The 20489-nt window shown below is 61.4% G+C and carries 16 protein-coding genes and 1 pseudogene; 12 read left to right on the top strand and 5 right to left on the bottom strand.

Annotated elements, in window-relative coordinates; genetic code table 11:
- The first annotated feature begins 3 nt into the window (after positions 1–3).
- Positions 4–816: a prolipoprotein diacylglyceryl transferase gene (gene lgt, locus EAH78_RS00980; RefSeq protein ID WP_059182002.1), complete on the top strand. Its 813-nt coding sequence runs from the start codon at positions 4–6 to the stop codon at positions 814–816.
- Between the two features lie 50 nt (positions 817–866).
- A complete protein-coding gene (locus EAH78_RS00975; protein ID WP_140664321.1) occupies positions 867–1838 on the top strand; it encodes a thymidylate synthase in 972 nt (323 codons plus the stop codon).
- A 125-nt stretch (positions 1839–1963) separates the two neighbouring features.
- Here the strand turns inward: EAH78_RS00975 and cadR are convergent, their stop codons facing one another.
- Positions 1964–2413 (bottom strand): Cd(II)/Pb(II)-responsive transcriptional regulator, encoded by a 450-nt coding sequence (gene cadR, locus EAH78_RS00965; RefSeq protein ID WP_140664318.1) that lies wholly within the window; start codon positions 2411–2413, stop codon positions 1964–1966.
- 85 nt (positions 2414–2498) lie between these two features.
- Between cadR and EAH78_RS00960 the strand changes: the two genes are divergently transcribed.
- The 8 genes from EAH78_RS00960 to EAH78_RS00920 all read left to right on the top strand — a co-directional run bounded on the left by EAH78_RS00960 (position 2499) and on the right by EAH78_RS00920 (position 12120).
- Entirely contained in the window at positions 2499–4778 is a 2280-nt protein-coding gene (locus tag EAH78_RS00960; protein WP_140664315.1) for a heavy metal translocating P-type ATPase, read from the top strand.
- A gap of 16 nt (positions 4779–4794) precedes the next feature.
- Positions 4795–5658 (top strand): LysR family transcriptional regulator, encoded by an 864-nt coding sequence (locus tag EAH78_RS00955; protein WP_140664311.1) that lies wholly within the window; start codon positions 4795–4797, stop codon positions 5656–5658.
- 237 nt (positions 5659–5895) lie between these two features.
- Positions 5896–6972 (top strand): putative 2-aminoethylphosphonate ABC transporter ATP-binding protein, encoded by a 1077-nt coding sequence (locus EAH78_RS00945; protein ID WP_140664307.1) that lies wholly within the window; start codon positions 5896–5898, stop codon positions 6970–6972.
- Entirely contained in the window at positions 6972–8696 is a 1725-nt protein-coding gene (locus EAH78_RS00940; RefSeq protein ID WP_140664303.1) for a putative 2-aminoethylphosphonate ABC transporter permease subunit, read from the top strand. Before EAH78_RS00945 ends, EAH78_RS00940 begins: the two co-directional genes overlap by 1 nt.
- Positions 8697–8737: 41 nt before the next feature.
- Positions 8738–9763 carry a putative 2-aminoethylphosphonate ABC transporter substrate-binding protein gene (locus EAH78_RS00935; protein WP_140664300.1) on the top strand — a complete coding sequence of 342 codons (1026 nt, stop codon included), beginning with the start codon at positions 8738–8740 and terminating at the stop codon, positions 9761–9763.
- Between the two features lie 147 nt (positions 9764–9910).
- Entirely contained in the window at positions 9911–11044 is a 1134-nt protein-coding gene (locus tag EAH78_RS00930) for a TIGR03364 family FAD-dependent oxidoreductase (protein ID WP_140664295.1), read from the top strand.
- A complete protein-coding gene (locus tag EAH78_RS00925; protein WP_140664292.1) occupies positions 11044–11610 on the top strand; it encodes a phosphonate degradation HD-domain oxygenase in 567 nt (188 codons plus the stop codon). Before EAH78_RS00930 ends, EAH78_RS00925 begins: the two co-directional genes overlap by 1 nt.
- An 84-nt stretch (positions 11611–11694) precedes the next feature.
- Positions 11695–12120, top strand: a complete 426-nt coding sequence (locus EAH78_RS00920) for a hypothetical protein (protein ID WP_140664289.1) — start codon at positions 11695–11697, stop codon at positions 12118–12120.
- A gap of 121 nt (positions 12121–12241) precedes the next feature.
- Here EAH78_RS00920 and EAH78_RS00915 read toward each other — a convergent pair whose 3' ends face one another.
- Together EAH78_RS00915 and EAH78_RS00910 are read right to left on the bottom strand one after the other, a co-directional pair.
- Positions 12242–13618, bottom strand: coding sequence for a GTPase/DUF3482 domain-containing protein (locus tag EAH78_RS00915; RefSeq protein ID WP_140664286.1), 1377 nt, complete (start codon positions 13616–13618; stop codon positions 12242–12244).
- A complete protein-coding gene (locus EAH78_RS00910; protein ID WP_140664283.1) occupies positions 13611–14990 on the bottom strand; it encodes a DUF2868 domain-containing protein in 1380 nt (459 codons plus the stop codon). Before EAH78_RS00910 ends, EAH78_RS00915 begins: the two co-directional genes overlap by 8 nt.
- A gap of 85 nt (positions 14991–15075) precedes the next feature.
- On the opposite strand from EAH78_RS00910, the gene EAH78_RS00905 reads away from it, so the two are divergent.
- Positions 15076–15588 (top strand): dihydrofolate reductase, encoded by a 513-nt coding sequence (locus tag EAH78_RS00905; RefSeq protein WP_140664280.1) that lies wholly within the window; start codon positions 15076–15078, stop codon positions 15586–15588.
- Positions 15589–15710: 122 nt separating this feature from the next.
- Here the strand turns inward: EAH78_RS00905 and EAH78_RS00900 are convergent.
- Positions 15711–17101: pseudogene (locus EAH78_RS00900) on the bottom strand (L-cystine transporter).
- Between the two features lie 242 nt (positions 17102–17343).
- On the opposite strand from EAH78_RS00900, the gene EAH78_RS00895 reads away from it, so the two are divergent.
- Positions 17344–18399, top strand: coding sequence for a haloacid dehalogenase-like hydrolase (locus EAH78_RS00895; protein WP_140664275.1), 1056 nt, complete (start codon positions 17344–17346; stop codon positions 18397–18399).
- Positions 18400–18568: 169 nt separating this feature from the next.
- Here the strand turns inward: EAH78_RS00895 and ilvD are convergent, their stop codons facing one another.
- On the bottom strand, positions 18569–20410 hold the full coding sequence (ilvD, locus tag EAH78_RS00890) for a dihydroxy-acid dehydratase (protein ID WP_140664272.1): 1842 nt from the start codon (positions 20408–20410) through the stop codon (positions 18569–18571).
- Between the last annotated feature and the right edge of the window lie 79 nt (positions 20411–20489).

Raw genomic sequence — 20489 nt, 5'->3', positions numbered from 1 at the left:
GCAATGCTGCCTTACCCGCAGATCGACCCGGTGGCCCTGGCCATCGGTCCGCTGAAAATCCACTGGTACGGCTTGATGTACCTGATCGGCATTGGCGGCGCCTGGCTGCTGGCGTCCCGCCGGCTGAACCGGTTCGACCCGACCTGGACCAAGGAGAAACTCTCCGACATGGTCTTCTGGATGTCGATGGGCGTCATTGTCGGCGGCCGTTTGGGTTATGTGCTGTTTTACGATCTGCACGCCTACCTCGCCAACCCGACGCTGATTTTCGAAGTGTGGAAGGGCGGCATGTCGTTCCACGGCGGTTTCATCGGCGTGATGCTCGCGGCGCTGTGGTTCGGGAAAAAGAACAACAAGTCGTTCTTCCAGCTGATGGACTTCGTCGCGCCGATGGTGCCGATTGGCCTGGGTGCCGGGCGTATCGGCAACTTCATCAACGCCGAGTTGTGGGGCAAGCCGACCGACGTGCCATGGGCGATGATCTTCCCGCCGTTCAGCGATCCGTCGCAGTTGCCGCGTCACCCGTCGCAGCTGTATCAGTTCGCGCTGGAAGGCGTCGCGCTGTTCCTGATCCTGTGGCTGTTCTCGCGCAAGCCGCGGCCGACCATGGCGGTATCCGGGATGTTCGCGCTGTTCTACGGCATCTTCCGCTTCATCGTCGAATTCGTCCGCGTGCCGGACGCGCAACTGGGCTATCTGGCCTGGAACTGGCTGACCATGGGGCAAGTGCTCTGCGTGCCGATGATCGTCGGCGGTCTGTTCCTGATCTGGCTGGCGTATCACCGCGCCCCGGCGACCCCAGCGGCAGCCGTATAAATTCGAATCCCGGGGGCGACGGCCTCCGGGTTCAAGGACACAGGTAATTCATGAAGCAATATCTCGAACTGGTCGCCCACGTCATCAAGAACGGCACCAAGCAAGCCAACCGCACGGGCGTGAACACCATCAGTTTTCCGGGCGCGATGCTGCGGTATGACCTGAAAGAAGGGTTCCCGGCGATCACCACGCGCAAGATGGCCTTCAAATCCGCCATCGGCGAGATGTGCGGTTTCCTGCGTGGGGTAAACAACGCCGCCGAATTCCGTGCACTGGGCTGCAAGGTCTGGGACCAGAACGCCAACGAAAACGCGCAGTGGCTGGCCAACCCGTTCCGCCAGGGCGAAGACGACCTAGGCGAGATTTACGGCGTGCAATGGCGTAAATGGCCAGCGTACAAGCAGATCCCGGTCAGCAACCAGGCCGCTATCGAGCAGACGCTGAGCCAAGGCTATCGCCAGATCGCGGAAGGCGAAGAAGACGGTCAGGCCTACGTGGTGCTATACAAGGCGATCGATCAGATCCGCCAGTGCGTCGATACCATCATCAAGGACCCGGGCAGCCGCCGCATCCTGTTCCACGGCTGGAACGTGGCCCAGCTCGATGAAATGGCCCTGCCGCCGTGCCACTTGCTGTACCAGTTCCACCCGAATGTCGAGACCAGGGAAATCTCCCTGACCCTCTACATCCGTTCCAACGACCTGGGGCTGGGCACGCCGTTCAACCTCACCGAGGGCGCCGCGCTGTTGAGCCTGATCGGTCGCTTGACCGGGTATACGCCGCGCTGGTTCACCTATTTCATCGGTGACGCCCACGTCTACGAAAACCATCTGGACATGCTGAATGAACAGCTCAAGCGCGAGCCGTTCCCGATGCCGAAACTGGTGATCAGTGATCGTGTGCCGGAGTTTGCCAAGACGGGTGAGTATCAGCCGGAGTGGCTGGAGCTGATCGAGCCGGGCGATTTCTCGCTGGAAGGCTATCAGCACCACGCGGCAATGACCGCACCGATGGCGGTCTAAAAAACCACCGCAAACCTAATGTGGGAGCGGGCTTGCTCGCGAAGGCGTCGTGTCAGTCAGCGATAATGTCGACTGGGATACCGCTTTCGCGAGCAAGCCCGCTCCCACATTTGATTTTCGGTGGTTTAGTGACCGTGGCTTCTCCCGACATGTGAATGCTCAACTTCCGTCGCCACAACCCCGCCACTCACTTCCAGCCGCTGCAAAATCGCGCACTGATCAATCTCCGGCCCTTCGCCACAGCGTTGGCGCAGGTCGAGCAGTTGTGTCTGCAACGCCAATAACCCATCAATCCGCGCCTTGACGTGGTGGATGTGTTCATCGATCAATGCATTCACGCTTTCACACTGGTCCTGGGGGCTGTCGCGCAAGGCCAACAGGCTGCGGATCTCTTCGAGCGTCATGTCGAGGGTGCGGCAGTTGCGGATGAAGGTCAGGCGTTCGGCGTGGGCCTGGGTGTAGACGCGGTAGTTGCCGTCGCTGCGGGCCGGTTCCGGCAGCAGGTTTTCGCGCTCGTAATAGCGGATGGTTTCCACGGCGCAGTCGGTGAGTCTGGCCAGTTCTCCGATCTTCATGACGGCAATCTCCAAATGGGTGCTTGACCCTATAGTGGCTACAGGGTCTTTACTTGGCAACAGGCACCTTCATGGACGCGACCCGATGAGCGATTCCCGACACACCCACAAGCCCGAAGCTGGGCACGATCACGATCACGATCACGATCACAGCCACAAGCTGCAGCCTGTGCAGAAACATGAGCATGGCGGGCACGGCGACTCCTGCTGTTCTTCCAAAGCGGCGGCACCCTCACTGATCAAGTTGAGCGAAACGCCAACCGCCGGTGCGCGGCTGAGCAGTTTCCGCATCGACGCGATGGACTGTCCGACCGAGCAGACGCTGATCCAGAACAAACTCGGCAAGCTCGCGGGTGTGCAACAGCTGGAATTCAACCTGATCAACCGGGTGTTGGGCGTAACCCATGACCTGCCAAGTACCGCGCCGATTATCGAAGCGATCAAGTCGCTGGGCATGGTTGCCGAGCCTCTGGAGCAGGGCGTCGAAGCGCCGGCGCCGGCTCCCGAGAAAAAACCGTGGTGGCCATTGGCGCTGTCCGGTGTCGGTGCGCTCGCCGCCGAAGTGATCCACTTCACCCATTTCGCTCCCAACTGGGTGGTGGCGATCATCGCGCTGGTCTCGATCCTCAGCGGCGGGCTGACCACGTACAAAAAGGGCTGGATCGCCCTGAAGAACCTGAATCTGAACATCAACGCGCTGATGAGCATCGCCGTGACTGGCGCGATCCTGATCGGGCAGTGGCCGGAAGCGGCGATGGTGATGTTCCTGTTTACCGTGGCCGAGTTGATCGAAGCCAAATCCCTGGACCGTGCGCGCAACGCCATCAGCGGCTTGATGCAAATGACCCCGGAACGGGCCACCGTGCAACTGGCCGACGGCAGCTGGGCTGAGCAAGACGTCAAAACCATCGAGCTCGGTGCGCGGGTGCGGGTACGTCCCGGTGAGCGGATTGGTCTGGACGGTGAAGTGGTCTCGGGCAGCTCGACCATCGATCAGGCGCCGATCACCGGCGAAAGCTTGCCGGTGGAGAAGACCGTCGGCGACAAAGTGTTCGCCGGCACCATCAATCAGGCCGGTTCTCTTGAGTACACCGTAACCGCCGCAGCCAATAATTCGACGTTGGCGCGGATCATCCACGCCGTCGAACAGGCTCAGGGTGCGCGGGCGCCGACCCAGCGTTTCGTTGACCAGTTTTCGAAAATCTATACGCCGGCAGTGTTTATCCTGGCCCTCGCGGTGGCAGTGATTCCGCCGCTGTTCATGGGCGCAGTCTGGTTTGACTGGATCTACCGGGCGCTGGTGTTGCTGGTGGTCGCGTGCCCGTGTGCACTGGTGATTTCTACCCCGGTGACCATCGTCAGCGGCCTCGCGGCAGCGGCGCGCAAAGGGATTCTGGTCAAGGGCGGCGTCTATCTGGAGGGCGGTTACAAGCTCGATTACCTGGCGCTGGACAAGACCGGCACGATTACTCACGGCAAACCGGTGCAGACCGATTACCTGTCGCTTGACCCGATGGCTGACGAATCCGCCCCGGCGATTGCCGCAGCGCTGGCCGGTCGCTCGGATCACCCGGTGTCGCTGGCCATCGCCAACGCGGCTGTGGATAAACAGTTCGCACCGCTGATTGTGGATAACTTCGAAGCGCTGGCCGGTCGCGGTGTACGCGGCGAGATCAATGGTCAGACCTACCACTTGGGCAACCATCGTCTGGTGGAAGAGCTGAACCTCTGCTCGCCAGCGCTGGAAGAGAAGCTGTTCGCGCTGGAAAAACAGGGCAAGTCGGTGGTGCTGCTGCTCGATAAATCTGGCCCGTTGGCGCTGTTCGCCGTGGCGGACACGGTCAAGGAATCCAGCCGCGAAGCAATCCAGCAACTGCACGCGTTGGGGATCAAAACCCTGATGCTCACCGGCGACAACGTCCACACCGCTCAGGCGATTGCCGCACAAGTCGGCATCGACGAGGCCAAGGGTGACCTGTTGCCGACCGACAAGCTGCAAGCCATCGAAGCCCTTTATGCACAGGGGCATAACGTCGGTATGGTCGGCGACGGCATCAACGACGCACCGGCACTGGCCCGGGCCGAGATCGGGTTTGCCATGGCGGCGGCCGGTACCGATACCGCTATCGAAACCGCCGATGTCGCTTTGATGGACGACGATCTGCGCAAGATTCCGGCGTTCATCCGCTTGTCGCGCCAGACCTCCAGCATCCTCAAACAGAACATCGCCCTCGCTTTGGTGATCAAGGCGATCTTTCTTGGGGTAACCTTCGCCGGGATCGCCACCATGTGGATGGCGGTGTTCGCCGACATGGGCGTGAGTCTGTTGGTGGTGTTCAATGGTTTGCGCCTGTTGCGCAAATAAGTGATGAGGAGCGGGTGTGCTGAGTGCCGAGCTGAAGGCGTTTTACATGGTGGCCCGCCTGGGCAGCATTACCCTGGCGGCGAAGAAGCTCGGCCTGAGTCAGCCCACGGTGACGACGCAGATCCGCAATCTGGAAAGCCAGTACTCGGTTGAGCTGTTCTACCGTGGCGGCCGCCGGCTCAGCGTCAGTGATGAAGGCGCGCGGCTGTTGCCGATGGTCAAGGCGTTGTTGCAACAGGAAGCCGACATCGAGTTTTTCCTGCGCAACAGCGGGCAGGTGCAAGGCACATTGCGCATCGCGGCCACAGCGCCGTATTACATCCTTGATCTGGTGAAGACCTTTCGCGAGCGCTTGCCGCAGGTGGAGGTGTCGGTGGAAATCGGCAACTCCCAGCAAGTGCTCGAAGCGCTGGAGGATTACCGGGTGGATGTCGCGGCGTCATCGCAATTACTTGACGATGCGCGGCTGATTCGCCGCGTGCTTGGCAGCGATCCACTGGTGTTGGCGGTGCATCGCAATCATCCGCTGGCGGCTCATGACCATGTTCCGCTCAGCGCATTGGCCGGGCATACGTTGTTGATGCGTGAATCGGGCTCGACCACTCGGCGCTTGACCGAAGAGTTGCTGGGCAGCGCCGGGGTGAGCTTCGGGCCGTTGCTGGAAATAGGCAGCCGCGAGTCAATTCGCGAGGCGGTGCTGCGCAACATCGGCATCAGCATCATTGCCCGGCAGGAAGTGCCGCATGATCCGCAACTGCGGGTGCTGACCATCGAGAATGCGCCGCAGATTCCCGAATATCTGTATTGCCTCAAGGAACGGAAGGGCGCACGGCTGCCGGCGGCGTTTCTCGGGTTGGCGCAGGAAATGGCCCCGGCGTAGATCCCTGTGGCGAGGGAGCTTGCTCCCGCTGGGCTGCGAAGCGGCCCCATTTGCCCTAAAAAGCCGGGCCTGCTGCGCAGTCCAACGGGAGCAAGCTCCCTCGCCACAGGTTAATCATTGTCTGTGCTATCCAACCCAAATCCCTGAATACCACTATCAGCCGTTTTTGCCTCACTGCCACATGACGGACGCATTACATCCCTAGGATGGCCTTCATCTGCTTGATGAGGCCTGTCCATGAACCACTCGATCGCAACTGCCCTGACCAACCCCGGCGCCCCGATGAAGGTGCGCGGCGTACAGAAACGCTTCGGCGCCTTTACTGCGCTGGATAACGTTTCCCTCGACGTGGCGGCCGGTGAACTGGTGTGTCTGCTGGGCCCGTCGGGTTGTGGCAAAACCACCTTGCTGCGCTGCATCGCCGGTCTGGAAAAACAGGACAGCGGCGAGTTGTACCTCGGTGATCGCGACGTTTCCCACCTCGCACCTCAGGCGCGGGACTACGGCATTCTGTTCCAGTCCTACGCGCTGTTCCCCAATCTCACCGTCGAAGCGAACATTGCCTACGGCCTCGCCGGCAGTGGTCGTGACGAAGTGCGCAAGCGTGTCGGTCAGATGCTGGAGCTGGTCGGCCTGATCGGCAGTGAGAAAAAGTACCCCGGCCAATTGTCTGGCGGCCAACAGCAACGCGTGGCCCTGGCTCGGGCCTTGGCGCCGGCGCCTTCATTACTGTTGCTGGACGAACCGATGTCGGCACTCGACGCCCGGGTTCGCGAGCACCTGTGCACCGAGCTGCGCCAATTGCAGCGCAGCCTCGGCATCACCACCCTGATGGTCACGCACAATCAGGACGAAGCCATGCTGATGGCCGACCGCATCGCCGTGATGAACAACGGCAAGGTCGAGCAGTACGCCACGCCGCAGGAAATCTATGACCGCCCGGCCACGCCGTTTGTGGCGGAGTTCGTCGGCCAGGGCAACTGGCTGCCGTTCCGCCGTAGCAGTGACAGCCATGCCCAGGTCGGCGGGCTGAACATGCGCCTGGCCGATGGCAGCGCGAAAACCGCGTCGGGCCGTTTGTTCTGCCGCCCGGAAGCGATCAACGTCAACCCGCTGGTGCATGAAGAAAACCTGTTCCCGGCCAAGGTTCGCGAGATCACCTTCCTCGGCAACCGTTGCCGCATGAGCTTCGAACTCGACCAATTACCGGGCCATCCGTTGCTGGCCGAACTGGCGCCGGAAGCCATGCCGCGCCTTGGCGCGCAGCAGATCATGGTCGCCTTGCCGCCGCGCAGCCTGCAGGTGTTTGCCTGATGAGCGCGAACATCGCGCTGCCGATACCGCACAAGCAGGTTCGGCAGACCTCCCGTGCCGAAATCGGCGATCGGGTGTTCGTGGTCGGCGGCAAAGTCCTGTTGCTGGTGTTGCTCGGCGTCGCTGTGTTGATGCCGTTGCTGGCGATCTTCTGGCGCGGCTTCAGCGCCGAAGCCGGGCAGGGCGGTGGTCTGGTGGCCGCACGGGAGTTGGTGACCAGCGAGAATTTCCACTGGCTATTGGGCAACAGCCTCAAGGTTTCCCTCAGCGTCGCGGCGATTGTCGTACCGCTGGCGTATCTGTTTGCCTACGCGCTGCAACGCACATTGATTCCCGGCAAAGGCATCTGGCGCGGCATTTCGCTGCTGCCGTTGATGGCGCCGTCGATGCTGCCCGGGATTGCACTGGTGTATCTGTTCGGCAACCAGGGCCTGTTGCGCGGCCTGCTCTCGGACAACATCTACGGCTTCTGGGGCATTGTGCTCGGCGAGGTGATCTACACCTTCCCACACGCCTTGATGATTCTGCTGTCGGCGCTGTCCCTGGCGGATGCGCGACTGTTCGATGCCGCCTCCAGCATGGGCGCGAGCCCGGCAAAAGCCTTCCGCAGCATTACCTGGCCGGCGACGCGTCAGGCCGTGTTCGCCGCATTCTGCCTGGTATTCACGTTGACCATCACCGACTTCGGCGTGCCTGTGGTGGTTGGCGGCGACTACCAAGTGCTGGCGCTGGAAGCCTACAAAGCGGTGGTCGGCCAGCAACAATTCGGTCGCGGTGCGCTGATCGGCATGGTCCTGCTGTTGCCAGCGCTGTTCAGTTTCGGCGTCGATGCCTGGCTTCGTCGACGTCACGGCGATTCCATGAGCGGACGTGCGCAAGTGTTCAAGCCTGCGCCCTCGAAACTGCGCGACGGCTGCTACTTGGGCATCGTGTTGCTGATCAGCGCGGCGTTGCTGCTGGTGTTCGGCATGGCGATCTTCTCTTCGCTGGTCAAATTTTGGCCGTACAACCTGTCGCTCTCGCTCAACCACTACCAGTTCAATGACACGGCGGGCGGCGGCTGGCTGGCGTATGGCAACAGCGTGAAGATGGCGTTGTGCACGGCGTTGATCGGCAGCGTGCTGATTTTCACCGGCGCTTACCTGATGGAAAAAACCAAGGGCCAGCGCGGACTGAACCTGACTTTGCGCATGCTCAGTTTCGTACCGATGGCGGTGCCGGGACTGGTGCTGGGCCTGGGTTACGTCTTCTTTTTCAACCTCACCGGCAACCCGCTGCATATGCTCTACGGGACCATGACCCTGCTGGTGGTCTGCACCATTGCTCACTATTTGACCACCGCACAAATGACCGCAACCACCGCGCTGCGTCAGCTCGATGCCGAGTTCGAAGCCGCCGCGCTGTCGCTCAAGGCGCCGCTGTATCGGCATTACCTGCGCGTCACCGTGCCGATCTGCCTGCCGGCGCTGCTGGACATCGTGCGCTACCTGTTCGTCTCGGCCATGACCACCGTCTCGGCGGCGATCTTCCTCTACAGCCCCGACACCCTCCTCGCGGCGGTGGCGGTGCTGAACATGGACGACGCCGGCAACGTCGGCGGCGCGGCGGCGATGTCGACCCTGATTCTGTTCACCTCGGCGGGCGTGTCCCTGCTGCTGGCCTGGGCTTCGCGCGGTTTGCTGCGCCGCTCCCAAGCCTGGCGGCAGACCGCGCCTGGCCACTGATTTCCAATCCCGCAACCTCAACTCAAAAACAGGAAAAGATCATGTTCAAGCCCCTGGCCCTGGCCGCTGCTGTCCTCACCGCTTTCAGCCTGAACGCCTTCGCGGCGAAAACCGAGTTGACGGTGTACACCGCCCTCGAAGCCGAACAACTGACCGCTTACAAGGCTGCATTCGAAAAGACCAACCCGGACGTCGAGATCAAGTGGGTACGCGACTCCACCGGCATCATCACCGCCAAGTTGCTGGCCGAAAAAGCCCGCCCACAGGCTGACGCAGTCTGGGGCCTGGCCGCTTCGAGCCTGGCGATTCTCGACCAGCAAGGCATGCTGCAAAGCTACGCGCCGAAGGACCTGGGCAAGATCGGCGGCAACTACCGCGACGCCGCCAACCCGCCAGCCTGGGTCGGCATGGACGTCTGGGCCGCGACCATTTGCTTCAACACCGTCGAAGCCGAGAAGCAGGGCCTGACCAAGCCTGTGAGCTGGCAAGACCTGACCAAGCCTGAGTACAAAGGCAAGATCGTCATGCCTAACCCTGCCTCGTCCGGCACCGGTTTCCTCGACGTCAGCGCCTGGCTGCAAACCTTCGGCGAGAAACAGGGCTGGGCGTACATGGACGCTTTGCACCAGAACATCGGCCAGTACGTTCACTCCGGTTCCAAGCCTTGCAAACTGGCGGCCGCCGGCGAATTCCCGATTGGTATTTCCTTTGAATACCCGGCCGTTCAGTTGAAGCGCCAAGGCGCACCGCTGGACATCATCCTGCCGAAAGAAGGCCTGGGCTGGGAGATCGAAGCGACCGCCGTGATCAAAGGCACGCCGCATGAAGACGCGGCGAAGAAACTGGCTGACTTCTCGGCGAGCCCGGCGGCAATGGAACTCTACAAAGAGAACTTCGCGGTACTGGCTCAGCCGGGTATCGCCAAGCCGCAGACTGAATTGCCGGCCGACTACGAGCAGCGTTTGATCAAGAACGACTTTGCCTGGGCTTCCAAGAACCGCGACGAGATCCTGACCGAATGGCGCAAGCGCTATGACGGCAAGTCCGAGAAAGTGGTTGCCAAGTAAGATCTTCATCGGCTGACAGGGCCCCTTCGCGAGCAAGCCCGCTCCCACACTGGATCTCCAGTGGACATTGGATTTGTGAACGACACAGATCAAATGTGGGAGCGGGCTTGCTCGCGAAAGCGGTCTCGAATTCAGAGCAAAAACCCCATGACACAACACAACGACCTGCTGATCGTAGGCGCCGGCATCCTCGGCCTGTCCCACGCCTACGCCGCCGCCCGACGCGGTCTGAAAGTCAGCGTTTTCGAACGCAGCGAAACGCCCTTGGGCGCCTCGGTGCGCAACTTCGGCCAGGCCCTCGTCACCGGCCAGCCGCCGGGTCCGATGCTCGATCTGGCCAAGGCCAGTCGCGAGATCTGGGGCCAATGGGCGCAACTCGCCGGCCTGCAACTCAGGCGCAACGGCTCATACCTGTTCGCCCGCACCGAAGCCGAAGAACACCTTCTGGAAGCATTCTGCGCCGGTCGCGCCGTGGAACACGGTTACCGCGTCGAACTGCTGCGCGGCGCCGCACTGCGTGATCTGTACCGCGGTCAGTTCACCCATCACCGCGCCGCGTTGCACGGAATGGACGATCAGCAGTTGTATTCCCGCGAAGCCATCCCGGCGCTGATCGACTACCTGCGCTGCGAACTCGGCGTGACCTTTCACTTTTCGACGCTGGTCCGCGACATCGAACCGGGGCGCTTGCACAGCACCGCCGGCACCTTCAGCGCCGAGCAGATCATCGTCTGTTCCGGCCACGATTATCAGACGTTGCTGGCCGAACAGATTGCAGCACTCAACCCGCAAATCTGTCGCCTGCAAATGCTTCGCGCTCGCCCGCAGATCAACCTCAACCTGCAACACGCGTTGCTCACCGGTTTGAGTTGCGTGCACTACGGCGCCTTTGCCGATTTGCCGGAAGCAGCGGCGGTGCAGGCGCAAATTCTGCGAGACGAGCCACACCTGCATGACAACGGTATCCACCTGCTGATCAGCCCGACGCCTTACGGCGAGTTGATCATCGGCGACTCCCACCACTACGGCAGCGATCCGTCGCCGTTCAATGCCGAGCAAGTGGACGACTGGATGATCGAACTGGCCGAGCAGACCCTGGGCTGCAAGGTGCAAGTGGTTGAACGCTGGCAGGGTGTCTATGGTTCACGGGGGCCGGGGCCGTTTTCGTTCCTGCGCCCGATGCCGGGGGTCAGCATTGCACTGATGCACACCGGCGTGGGCATGAGCGTCGGGCCTGCGATGGCAGAACGTAATGTGGCGACTTTGCTGGGAGAGCGTTGATGACAAATCACGAACAGGTGATCGCCGAGGTGTTCGGTCTGTACGAACGCTTTGGCGACAGCGATTACATCGGCGAACCGGTGTCACAGACCGAGCACATGTCTCAGGCGGCGCAACTGGCGATGGCCGAAGGCTTCGATGATGAAGTGGTGCTGGCTGCGTTTTTTCACGACATCGGGCACATCTGCGTCGAAAGCTCCGAAAACATGGGCGGCTTCGGCGTGGTCAGCCACGAACGGCTGGGCGCCGACTACCTGCGCCGCGCCGGTTTCAGCGAACGCATGGCGCGCCTGGTGGAATACCACGTGCAGGCCAAGCGTTATCTGACGCTCAAAGAGCCTGGGTACTACGACCGTTTGAGCGAGGCGAGCCGTCGCACCCTGGAATATCAGGGCGGGGTGATGACAGCGGCCGAGGCTGAAGCCTTCGAGCAGGATCCTCTGTGCGAGGTCAGTTTGCGCATGCGGCAGTGGGATGAGTTGGCCAAAGAGATGCGCGTGCCGGTGATCGACCTCGACATCTTGAAGGGCAAGGCTGTCGGTCTGTTGTCCCGCGCGGTGAGTTGACTTGTCCCACGTGCGATAGGGAACGGTCGCATGGACCGTCGGACCGAGTCAGTCCAGGCTGATGTTTTCGACCGGAGCGCATGGATGCGTTATCTAAAAGTCATCGCACAGGATCAAAGCGCTAACGGCCAGCCCGATACGTTGCACTTGCGCTTTTATGAAGATGAACAGCTGCAGCGCGAAGCCACGCAAACGGACCTGCACAGGCTGAAGCGCTTGGGCACCGCCTATTTGAAATGTGCCTGGTACAACGCCGGCGACGAGGAGGCGCGGCACCTGCGAATCTTCTCGCAAAACCCCAGCGCCGATGGCACCCCGGAAACGGTGCGGCTGCACTTTCATGACGGGGCGCAGATTGCCTATAAGGCGGCGGTTCACGACCTGGATAACGACGGGGCGTATGAGGTGGTGTTGAGTTCTGACGTGGACAACGATGGCCGGGCGGATCGCACGGATCGAAGTCGGGTCAGTGCGTTGGTGCGCGAGTTTTTGAAGGTTGGGTGGTGGTGATCGACGCTTCAGACCGAGTCGCTTCCATCGCGAGCAGGCTCACTCCTACAAGGGAACGCATTCCAATGTGGGAGCGAGCCTGCTCGCGAAGGGCCAGCCCAAACACCACAAGCATCAAGGCTCACAACTGCTGCGCTAACACCTCAACCTGCTCCTGCCTCTCCGCCTGATTCAACTTCGCCTGCGGATTGAGCGATGACCACTGCGGATGCGCCCGAGCCTTGTTCAGTGCCTCGGGCAACTTGCCTTCGCGCCAGGTCTTGTCCTGGGGCGTGGCGACCTGAATGCTGTCCATTGCCGCGTGCCCGCGTGCGTTCAGTGCCTGCAACAGCTGGCGCTGACGCAACGCCAGCAACCGCAGCACGCTGTCATCGATGGTCAGTTCCCGTTTGCCTTTGATCTTGCCGATTAACCGGCTGCCATAACTGCGTGCGGTTTGCAGGGCGCCACCGGCAATCGCACCGGCCAGTGCGGCTGCGCCAAGCGTCAGGCCGCCAACCAACAAGTCGACCCCGGCCCCGGCTGCCGCACCGGCCGCGATCCCGCTGCCAACCCGGACACCGAGCTGCTTCAGGGTTTCCGGGTTAAACAAGTCATCACCCCAACGGCCATCGAGCAGCGGCAAGTCGCTGGCCGCCGCATCCTGTGGGCGAAACGCGTAAAGCTTGAGCAGCGCTTCAACGCAGCGTTGTTCGCGCTGCCGCACGGCTTTGTGCAGTTCACTGATGGCCTGTCGTTCCTGCTCCGCATCGCTGGCGACACTGCGTCGGCAGGCGGCGCAGTCAATCAACAATTCGGCAATCAACCGGACTGCACTTTGCTGACGTGCGAGGCGCTGGGCCTGTTGATCGGCGATCAAGCGTTCAAGCTGTTCACGGGAGTTTTCCAGCAGCAACGCGAGGCTTTCATATAGGCGGCGTTCGCCATCCTCAGGCGGTGCGACGCTGTCGAAGCGAACCAATGCGTGCAAACCCAGACGCGCCAACGCTTCGCGCCAATCCGGTTCGCGATGATTGGCGCTGCTGACGAAATTCAGCACCGGCAGCAGCGGTTTTCCGCAACTGGCCAGCACTTCCAGTTCATCGCGGTACTTGGCCAGCACCGGTTCGCGGGCATCGATCACGTACAGACCGGCATCGCAGGTGAGCAGTTGCCGCAACACTTTGGCTTCCTGCTCAAAGCGCTGCCGGGCTTCGCTGCCCTCAAGGAATCGCGCCAGACGGGCCGGGCCGTCGAGGCGTTCGCCAGGACGTTCCAGGCGTTCGAGGTAGTCGAGCAGGGCGATGGCATCTTCCAGGCCCGGCGTGTCGTAGAGGTCGAGCAGCGGCTCACCGTCCACCGACAAGCGTGCGCCCTCAACGTGGCGCGTGGTGCTGGGGCGATGGGACACTTCGCCGAAGCCGACATCACGGGTCAATGTGCGCAGCAACGAGGTTTTGCCGACGTTGGTGTGGCCGACCACAGCGAGCTTCAACGGGGCCTTCCAGGCGTTACTCATGACCGGTCTCCAGCCAGTTCATCGGCGCGCAATCGGCGAACGGCAATTCCAGCTGCTGCAATGCGACGTGCCAGTCACCCAGCCGTTCGGCGTCCAGCGCTTCGCCGGGCGGTGCTGGCAGCAGCCAGACGCGGGTGGCGGCGGCATTGCGCGCCAGTTCGGCAATCAGCGCCAGGCTGCCACGGTCCGGCGAGCGCCGTGGGTCGCAGGCGATGACCAAGCGTGCGGGCGGAAAGCGGCTCAATTGTTCGAGGAGTCGGTGGCGTGATTCACGGCTGTCGAGAATCCCGGCGTTGCCCACGGTTTTCGGCAGTTGCGGTGGCCACGGGCGTTGGTCATCGAGTTCGATGGCGACCAGCAGGGCGCCGTCGCTTTGTTGGTCGGTGACACCGCTTTCGACGTGATGCAGTAGCTCCGGCGCGGCATCACTGATGCCGAGGCGTTCGCTGGTGGGCATCAATCGCTCGCGCAATTGGGCATAGCCGGGCAGGTTCAGGTCCAGATGCAGCTTTGCCTGGCCGGTTTTCCAGCGCCACCGACAAAACAGCATCAGCAGCAAACGCGGCAGCACCCCGTAGACCAGCAGTACACCCACCAGCCACGCGGCCCAGGCCTGCCGAGCGCTTTCGATGTTCAGCGCGGCATCGCCACTGGCGCGGATCATTTCCACGGTGGGCACGCTGAAGCCGAGCAGGGCCGGCAGTGCGCCAAGGGCCTGGGTCATGGCGACGAAGGTGTCGGCGCTCAAAATGGTGGTTTCCCAGACGAAGCCGTAACGCCGGGTCGCCATCAAGGTCAGCAGAATCACCAGGGCGCTGAGCATCGCCAGCAGCCACAAGCCGTTGACCAGCGTACCGACCGCCCAGCGATTGAGTTTGTGTCGTTGCAATAACAGCAACAGGGCCGGGGCCAGTTGCGCGGCTTTGGCATCACGCGCGAGTTTTTCGCTGAGCCACAACCATAAGCGCCCGAGGGTGGCGCCGTGTTCGCCGGCGAAGACCAGGCCCAGTGCCCAGCTGAGCAACAGAATCAGATTCAGCCCGAGCAGACTGCCCAAGGCCCAGAACACATTCACCGGGGTTTGCCCGTCACCCATCGCGGCAAACGCCAGCCCGGCGCCGCTGATCACGGCCAGCACCGCCATCACGATCAGCGCCATTCGCGCGCCTTGCAGCCAGTGTTGCAGGGCATTGGCCAAACCATCGCGTTCAGCCAGCCACACGGCCCGCCGTTGAATCCGTGTCGGCAAGTCACCGCCAGCGCTGCGGGCCAGTCGGTTGGCTTCCATGTCGTCCAGAGGGCCGGCGTGTTCTTCACGCAGGCGCACGGTTTCGGTCAGCCAGAGAGTTTGCAGTCCAGTCAGTTCAGTCACGCGCGATCCCATCGCTCCATTGAGCTGTGAGCATAACCGCTGTGACGCTTATCGGGGTACGGATGGCTCTGGTATCCTCGCCGGCATGACTAAATCACTCCCCCTCAGCCTGATCGCAGCCCTCGGTGAAAACCGCGTGATCGGCGTCGACAACAGCATGCCCTGGCACTTGCCGGGGGACTTCAAATATTTCAAGGCCACCACCCTCGGCAAGCCGATCATCATGGGCCGCAAGACCTGGGATTCCCTCGGTCGGCCGCTGCCGGGCCGGTTGAACATCGTGGTCAGCCGTCAGGCGGATCTGGTGCTGGAAGGCGCGGAGGTCTATCCGTCGCTGGAAGCCGCGGTGGTTCGTGCCGAAGAATGGGCGAAGGCGCAGGGCGTCGACGAGCTAATGCTGATTGGCGGCGCGCAGTTGTATGCGCAGGGGATGGCGCAGGCCGATCGGTTGTACCTGACCCGCGTGGCGCTGAGCCCGGAAGGGGATGCGTGGTTTCCGGAGTTTGATCTGGACCAGTGGAAACTAGTGTCGAATGTGGTGAATCCGGCTGAAGGCGACAAGCCAGCGTACAACTTCGAGGTTTGGGAAAAAGCCTAAAAGCTTCGCGAGCAAGCCCGCTCCCACATTAGTCCTGAGGCGAACACAGCATTTGTGAACACCTGAAATCAAATGTGGGAGCGGGCTTGCTCGCGATGAGGCCCGCCCGGTCGCTAAAAGACTCAGGCGTGAGCCAACTCCGAATGCTCATCCGCATCCAGCAACTCTTTATCCGTCTGCTGCATGATCTGGCTGGTAATCGCCCCCGCCGTCATCGACCCACTGACGTTCAGCGCCGTGCGCCCCATATCAATCAGCGGCTCGACCGAAATCAACAACGCCACCAGTGACACCGGCAAGCCCATCGCCGGCAGCACGATCAACGCGGCAAACGTCGCGCCTCCACCCACACCCGCCACACCGGCCGAACTCAGCGTCACAATCGCCACCAACGTCGCGATCCACAGCGGGTCCAGCGGGTTGATGCCCACGGTTGGCGCGACCATCACCGCCAACATCGCCGGGTACAGACCGGCACAGCCGTTCTGGCCAATGGTCGCGCCAAACGACGCGGCGAAGCTGGCGATGGATTGCGGAATGCCCAAACGGCGGGTCTGCGCTTCGATGCTCAACGGAATCGTCGCCGCACTCGAACGGCTGGTGAACGCAAACGTCAGCACCGGCCAGACTTTGCGGAAGAACCGCAGCGGGTTGATCCCGGCTGCCGACACCAGCACGCCATGGACTACAAACATCAGGCCGAGGCCGATATAGGACACCACCACAAAACTGCCGAGCTTGATGATGTCTTGCAAGTTGGAACCGGCGACCACTTTGGTCATCAGCGCCAGCACGCCGTACGGGGTCAGCTTCATCACCAGACGCACCAGACGCATGACCCAGGCTTGCAGGGTGTCGATGGCGTTGATCACTTTCTGACCTTTCTCGACGTCATCCTTGAGCAATTGCAAGGCGGCGACGCCGAGAAATGCCGCAAAGATCACCACGCTGATGATCGAGGTCGGCTTGGCGCGCGCCAGATCGGCAAACGGGTTTTGCGGGTGAACGAGAGCAACAGCTGCGGCACATTCAGGTCCGCCACCTTGCCGGCGTAGTCGGTCTGAATGGTTTGCAGGCGCGCCATTTCCTGGGTGCCGGCCACCAGGCCTTCGGCGGTCAGGCCGAACAGGTTGGTCAAGCCGATGCCGATCAACGCCGCGATGGCGGTGGTGAACAGCAGCGTGCCAATGGTCAGGAAGCTGATCTTGCCCAATGACGACGCGTTGTGCAGGCGGGCCACGGCGCTGAGGATCGAGGCGAACACCAGCGGGATCACGATCATTTGCAGCAACTGCACGTAACCGTTGCCCACCAGATCGAACCAGCCGATCGAGGTTTTCAATACCGGATTGCCGGTGCCATAAACGGTGTGCAGCGCCACACCAAACACCACGCCCAACACCAGGGCGAGCAGGACTTTTTTCGCCAGGCTCCAGGTGGTATGGCGGGTTTGTGCCAGGCCAAACAGCAGGGCAAGGAACACCAACAGATTGAGGATCAGCGGCAGATTCATAAAAACTCCGATCAGATAGGTGCCGGCTACCTTCCAGTGCAGCCGCGAGCCGGCAAGCCTAACAGCTTGATATCTAATGAATTAATATCAAAATCAGAGGTTAACTGTCGTTTTTGGAATAAGCCGGTGTCGCTGTCAGGGATGCAGCTGGCGCGATGTGTACGGTAGCGGTCGCTGACAGACGAGGACTGTCACACTTATTTGTTAGCGTCGATGTCTTTCACATTCAGGGAGAGTCGTAGATGAAATTCATACCAAAAATGCTGGCTGCAGCCATTTGCCTGGGCCTTGCGGGCCAGGCATTCGCCACCGACTTGAAACACTGGCCGGCCGATCAGGCCAAGGCGCTGGACGCAATGATTGCCGCCAACGCCAACAAAGGTAACTACGCGGTGTTCGACATGGACAACACCAGTTACCGCTACGACCTCGAAGAGTCGTTACTGCCATTCATGGAGAACAAGGGCCTGATCACCCGCGACAAACTCGACCCTTCCCTGAAACTGATTCCGTTCAAGGACACCGCTGACCACAAGGAAAGCCTGTTCAGTTACTACTACCGTCTCTGCGAAATTGACGACATGGTGTGTTACCCATGGGTCGCCCAAGTGTTCTCCGGCTTCACGCTTAAAGAACTCAAAGGTTATGTCGATGAGTTGATGGCCTCCGGTAAACCGGTTCCGGCCACCTATTACGAAGGCGACGTGGTCAAGAAGCTCGACGTCAACCCGCCGAAAGTCTTCGCCGGCCAGGCCGAGCTGTACAACAAGCTGATGGAGAACGGCATTGAGGTCTACGTGATGACCGCCGCCTCCGAAGAGCTGGTGCGCATGGTCGCGGCAGATCCGAAGTACGGTTACAACGTCAAACCGCAGAACGTGATCGGCGTGAGCACGCTGCTGAAGAACCGCGAAACCGGCGAGCTGACCACCGCGCGTAAACAGATCACTGCGGGCAAGTATGACGAGAAGGCTAACCTCGGCCTCGAACTGACCCCGTACCTGTGGACCCCGGCGACCTGGATGGCCGGTAAACAGGCTGCGATCCTGACCTACATCGATCAGTGGAAAAAACCGGTGCTGGTCGGCGGCGACACCCCGAGCAGCGACGGCTACATGCTGTTCCACAGCGTCGACGTGAAGAAGGGCGGCATCCACTTGTGGGTCAACCGCAAGGACAAATACATGACTCAGATTAACGGCATGATGGCCGCAAACGCTGCGGCCCAAGCCAAGGAAGGGCTGGAGGTTACGGCGGACAAGAATTGGGTGATCGTGAAGCCTGAAGAAATCCAGTAAGCCCCGAAGATCTAAAGTGGGAGCGGGCTTGCTCGCGAAGGGGCCGGAACTTTCAACATCAATGTTGAATGTCAGACCGCTTTCGCGAGCAAGCCCGCTCCCACATTTAACCGAGTACAACAAAAATGCCCCGCACTTGGCGGGGTATTTTTATTTCTGCGATTGACGCTTACAGCCCGTCGAGCATCGCCTTGTTACGCACGGCACCCTTGTCGGCGCTGGTTGCCAGCAGGGCGTAGGCTTTCAGTGCGGTGGTCACCTTGCGTGGACGTTTTTCCACAGGCTTCCAGCCTTTCTGATCCTGCTCGGCACGACGTCCGGCCATTTCTTCGTCGCTGATCAACAGGTTGATCGAGCGGTTTGGAATGTCGATCAGCACTTTGTCGCCGTCCTGCACCAGACCAATCGCGCCACCCGCTGCCGCTTCTGGCGAAGCGTGGCCGATGGACAGGCCGGAGGTGCCGCCGGAGAAACGACCGTCGGTGAGCAGGGCGCAGGCTTTGCCCAGGCCTTTGGATTTCAGGTAAGACGTCGGGTACAGCATTTCCTGCATGCCCGGGCCGCCTTTCGGGCCTTCGTAACGAATGATCACGATGTCGCCGGCCTTCACTTCGTCAGCGAGGATGCCGCGTACGGCGCTGTCCTGGCTTTCGAAGATCTTCGCGTTGCCTTCGAAGACGTGGATCGACTCGTCGACGCCCGCGGTTTTCACTACGCAGCCATCCAGTGCGATGTTGCCGTAGAGAACGGCCAGGCCGCCTTCTTTCGAGTAAGCGTGCTCGACACTGCGGATGCAGCCGTTTTCACGGTCGTCGTCGAGGGTTTCCCAGCGGGTCGACTGGCTGAACGCGGTTTGCGTCGGAATGCCTGCCGGGCCGGCCTTGAAGAAGTGATGCACGGCTTCGTCGTCGGTCTGGGTGATGTCCCACTTGGCGATACCTTCGGCCAACGTCTTGCTGTGCACGGTCGGCAGGTCGGTGTGCAGCAGGCCGCCACGGGCCAGCGAACCGAGGATGCTGAAGATCCCGCCGGCACGGTGCACGTCTTCCATGTGGTACTTCTGGATGTTCGGCGCGACTTTGCACAGTTGCGGTACGTGGCGGGAGAGGCGGTCGATGTCGCGCAGGTCGAAATCGATCTCGGCTTCCTGGGCCGCGGCCAGTAAGTGCAGGATGGTGTTGGTGGAGCCGCCCATGGCGATGTCCAGCGTCATGGCGTTTTCGAACGCCTTGAAGTTGGCGATGTTGCGCGGCAGTACCGACTCGTCGTTCTCGCTGTAGTAACGATTGCACAGCTCGACGATGGTGCGGCCGGCCTGCAGGAACAATTGCTCGCGGTCGCTGTGGGTGGCCAGGGTCGAACCGTTGCCCGGCAATGCCAGGCCCAGGGCTTCGACCAGGCAGTTCATCGAGTTGGCGGTGAACATGCCGGAGCACGAACCGCACGTCGGGCAGGCGCTGCGCTCGTACTCAGCGACTTTCTCGTCAGAAGCGCTGGAGTCGGCGGCGATCACCATGGCGTCGACCAGGTCGAGACCGTGGCTGGCCAGTTTGGTCTTGCCGGCTTCCATCGGGCCGCCGGAGACGAAGATCACCGGGATGTTCAGGCGCAGAGAGGCCATCAACATGCCGGGGGTGATCTTGTCGCAGTTGGAGATGCAGACGATGGCGTCGGCGCAGTGGGCGTTGACCATGTACTCGACGGAGTCGGCGATGATCTCGCGGCTCGGCAGCGAATACAGCATGCCGTCGTGACCCATGGCGATGCCGTCATCCACGGCAATGGTGTTGAATTCTTTGGCGACACCGCCGGCGCGTTCGATTTCGCGGGCGACCAGTTGGCCCAGGTCCTTGAGGTGGACGTGGCCCGGTACGAACTGGGTGAAGGAGTTGGAAATGGCGATGATCGGCTTTTTGAAGTCGTCATCTTTCATCCCCGTGGCGCGCCACAGTGCGCGGGCGCCGGCCATGTTGCGGCCGTGGGTGGATGTTTTCGAGCGGTAATCAGGCATGAAGCACTCCGGGCGGCTAATCAGGTATCAAAAGGGAAGTGAGCTTCTATTGACGACTGGAACACTCAGAAATGGCCGT

This window comes from Pseudomonas arsenicoxydans (assembly GCF_006438915.1).
Taxonomy (GTDB): Bacteria; Pseudomonadota; Gammaproteobacteria; order Pseudomonadales; family Pseudomonadaceae; genus Aquipseudomonas; species Aquipseudomonas arsenicoxydans_A.
Note: the sequence above shows the minus strand (reverse complement) of the source record. Positions and strands in the feature narration are given on the sequence as shown.

Excerpts from the sequence above, each read along its gene's own strand:
- lgt (WP_059182002.1), top strand. The coding sequence starts at position 4 with ATGCTGCCTTACCCGCAGATCGACCCGGTGGCCCTGGCCATCGGTCCG.
- EAH78_RS00975 (WP_140664321.1), top strand. The coding sequence starts at position 867 with ATGAAGCAATATCTCGAACTGGTCGCCCACGTCATCAAGAACGGCACC.
- cadR (WP_140664318.1), bottom strand. The coding sequence starts at position 2,413 with ATGAAGATCGGAGAACTGGCCAGACTCACCGACTGCGCCGTGGAAACC.
- EAH78_RS00960 (WP_140664315.1), top strand. The coding sequence starts at position 2,499 with ATGAGCGATTCCCGACACACCCACAAGCCCGAAGCTGGGCACGATCAC.
- EAH78_RS00945 (WP_140664307.1), top strand. The coding sequence starts at position 5,896 with ATGAACCACTCGATCGCAACTGCCCTGACCAACCCCGGCGCCCCGATG.
- EAH78_RS00940 (WP_140664303.1), top strand. The coding sequence starts at position 6,972 with ATGAGCGCGAACATCGCGCTGCCGATACCGCACAAGCAGGTTCGGCAG.
- EAH78_RS00935 (WP_140664300.1), top strand. The coding sequence starts at position 8,738 with ATGTTCAAGCCCCTGGCCCTGGCCGCTGCTGTCCTCACCGCTTTCAGC.
- EAH78_RS00930 (WP_140664295.1), top strand. The coding sequence starts at position 9,911 with ATGACACAACACAACGACCTGCTGATCGTAGGCGCCGGCATCCTCGGC.
- EAH78_RS00925 (WP_140664292.1), top strand. The coding sequence starts at position 11,044 with ATGACAAATCACGAACAGGTGATCGCCGAGGTGTTCGGTCTGTACGAA.
- EAH78_RS00920 (WP_140664289.1), top strand. The coding sequence starts at position 11,695 with ATGCGTTATCTAAAAGTCATCGCACAGGATCAAAGCGCTAACGGCCAG.
- EAH78_RS00915 (WP_140664286.1), bottom strand. The coding sequence starts at position 13,618 with ATGAGTAACGCCTGGAAGGCCCCGTTGAAGCTCGCTGTGGTCGGCCAC.
- EAH78_RS00905 (WP_140664280.1), top strand. The coding sequence starts at position 15,076 with ATGACTAAATCACTCCCCCTCAGCCTGATCGCAGCCCTCGGTGAAAAC.
- EAH78_RS00895 (WP_140664275.1), top strand. The coding sequence starts at position 17,344 with ATGAAATTCATACCAAAAATGCTGGCTGCAGCCATTTGCCTGGGCCTT.
- ilvD (WP_140664272.1), bottom strand. The coding sequence starts at position 20,410 with ATGCCTGATTACCGCTCGAAAACATCCACCCACGGCCGCAACATGGCC.